This is a genomic window from Plebeiibacterium sediminum, assembly GCF_026013605.1.
GTDB classification, from domain to species: domain Bacteria; phylum Bacteroidota; class Bacteroidia; order Bacteroidales; family Marinilabiliaceae; genus Saccharicrinis; species Saccharicrinis sediminus.
Map to the genome: position 1 here is coordinate 1 of NZ_JAPDPJ010000212.1, position 1,119 is coordinate 1,119.

At 30.1% G+C, this 1,119-nt stretch carries 2 protein-coding genes; both read left to right on the forward strand.

Annotated features, from left to right (window positions below; genetic code table 11):
- Nucleotides 1–340: 340 nt before the first annotated feature.
- A complete protein-coding gene (locus OM075_RS25110) occupies nucleotides 341–574 on the forward strand; it encodes a hypothetical protein (RefSeq protein ID WP_301193313.1) in 234 nt (77 codons plus the stop codon).
- Entirely contained in the window at nucleotides 558–863 is a 306-nt protein-coding gene (locus OM075_RS25115; RefSeq protein WP_301193314.1) for a type II toxin-antitoxin system RelE/ParE family toxin, read from the forward strand. The genes OM075_RS25110 and OM075_RS25115 overlap by 17 nt, the downstream gene beginning before the upstream one ends.
- Nucleotides 864–1,119 lie beyond the last annotated feature (256 nt).

A 1,119-nucleotide genomic window follows, 5' to 3' on the forward strand; every position in this document is an offset into this window, starting at 1 on the left:
GCTATAAATAAGCGTCCTGAAGGGACAACTCAATTTTTGATGGAATGTCCTTCAAAATGCAGGCAATAGTATTTCGGTTTATCTGTTTATTTGCTGATTCTTTGATTTGCCAATTTTTAAGGAACCGCGAAACGAAGAATGAGTTCAGCAATACAATAAAAAGTAAACACTGAATTGTTAATTGCACGAATGATAAGAATTTTAATTGCATTGCAATATACTAGTATTTTATTATCGAATTACCTTTGTTATTTCGCAATGTATTATTCTTAAACTTACACAAGGTCTAGTTAATTAATTAGATATTGGTTATTTTTGTTAAAAGTCTAAAGATTTAATTATGAATATTCAAACGGAAAAATTGGATTTAATTGAGTGGATTTCAAGACTGAATGATACTTCAATAATTGAAAAGTTAACTAAAATAAAAGATGATTATTCAAAATCTAAAGATTGGTGGGATTCTCTGAAAAAAGAAGAAATGGAATCTATTGATAGAGGTTTAAAAGACTTTGAAGAAGGAAGAGTTTTTTCTCACGATAGTGCTCGTAATATTTATGGAAAATATTTATAGGCTTATTTGGTCTGAAGAGGCTATAAATAACCTGAAAGGAATAATCGAAGACCTTGAACATAAATGGACCAGGAGAGAAATTAAGAAGTTTGCAAAATTACTGGATAAACAATTAATTGTAATTAAAAGCAATCCTTATCTATTTGCAGAAAGTGAAAAATCTAATGGTTTAAGAAAGGCTGTATTATCCCGGCAAACAACAATATATTATCGGATAAAAGATGATGAAATCAGAATAATTACACTTTTCGATAATAGACAGAATCCAGAAGATCTACTTAATAAATAGTTGCCGGTATTCTTAGTGCAATGTTTATTTGCTTGTTTGCCAATTATTTGGATCCACGAATTACACGAATTGTACGAATTTTAATTGCATTTTAATATACTTGTATTTTATTATTGAATTACTTTTGTTATTTCGCAATGTATTATCTAATAATATCGGGGTGAAGGCCCAGGTTATTTTAGCCCATGGCAACGCCTTGGGGGTGTGACCAAGCTATAAATAAGCGTCCTGAAGGGACAACTCAATTTTTGATGGA